Annotated in this window: 1 protein-coding gene; it reads right to left on the reverse strand. The window is 67.1% G+C overall.

Features of this window, described 5'->3' with window-relative positions; translation table 11 throughout:
* Positions 1-1,173 (reverse strand): acetyl-CoA C-acetyltransferase (locus tag BG57_RS30895; protein WP_052006121.1); only part of this gene is annotated, 1,173 nt, incomplete at both ends.

Here is a 1,173-nt window from a genome sequence, read left to right on the forward strand (position 1 = left end):
GACGCTCGACCGCCAGCGCGACGCCCATGCCGCCGCCGATGCACAGCGACGCCAGGCCCTTCTTCGCATCGCGCTTCTGCATCTCATGCAGCAGCGTGACCAGAATGCGGCAGCCCGATGCGCCGATCGGATGACCGATCGCAATCGCCCCGCCGTTCACGTTGATCTTCGACTGGTCCCAGCCCATCTGCTTATGCACGGCCAGCGCCTGCGCCGCGAACGCCTCGTTGATCTCCATCAGGTCCAGATCGTTCACGCCCCAGCCCGCGCGCTCCAGACAGCGCCTCGAGGCCGGCACCGGACCCATGCCCATCACCTTCGGATCGACGCCCGCGTTCGCGTACGCCTTGATGCGCGCCAGCGGCGTCAAGCCCAGCGCCTCGGCCTTCTTCGCCGACATCACGACGACCGCCGCCGCGCCATCGTTGATGCCCGACGCGTTCGCCGCCGTCACCGTGCCTTCCTTCGAGAACGCCGGCTTGAGGCCGGCGAGCGCCTCGGCCGTCACGCCGTGACGCACGAACTCGTCGGTGGCGAACTGCAGCGGCTCGCCCTTGCGCTGCGGAATTGCGATCGGCACGATCTCGTCGTTGAAACGGCCGGCCTTCTGCGCGGCTTCCGCCTTGTTCTGCGACAGCGCCGCGAACCTGTCCTGTTCCTCACGCGAGATGCCGTACTCGCGCGCGACGTTTTCCGCCGTCGTGCCCATGTGATAGTTGTTGTACACGTCCCAGAGGCCATCGACGACCATCGAGTCGATGAGCTTCGCATCGCCCATGCGGAAGCCGTCGCGCGAACCCGGCAGCACGTGCGGCGCGGCGCTCATGTTCTCCTGACCGCCCGCGACGACGATCTCGGCATCGCCCGCGATGATCGCGTTGGCCGCCAGCATCACCGCTTTCAGGCCCGAGCCGCAGACCTTGTTGATCGTCATGCCGGGAACCATTTCGGGCAGGCCGGCCTTGATCACCGACTGACGCGCCGGATTCTGACCCGAGCCCGCCGTCAACACCTGACCCATGATGACTTCGCTCACCTGCTCCGGCTTCACGCCCGCGCGCTCCAGCACCGCGCGAATCACCGTTGCACCCAGATCCGGCGCCGCAATCTTCGCGAGCGAACCGCCGAACTTGCCAACCGCCGTACGCGCGGCCGATACGATCACTACGTCAG

It is taken from the genome of Caballeronia grimmiae (genome assembly GCF_000698555.1).
In the GTDB taxonomy this organism is placed as follows: Bacteria; Pseudomonadota; Gammaproteobacteria; order Burkholderiales; family Burkholderiaceae; genus Caballeronia; species Caballeronia grimmiae.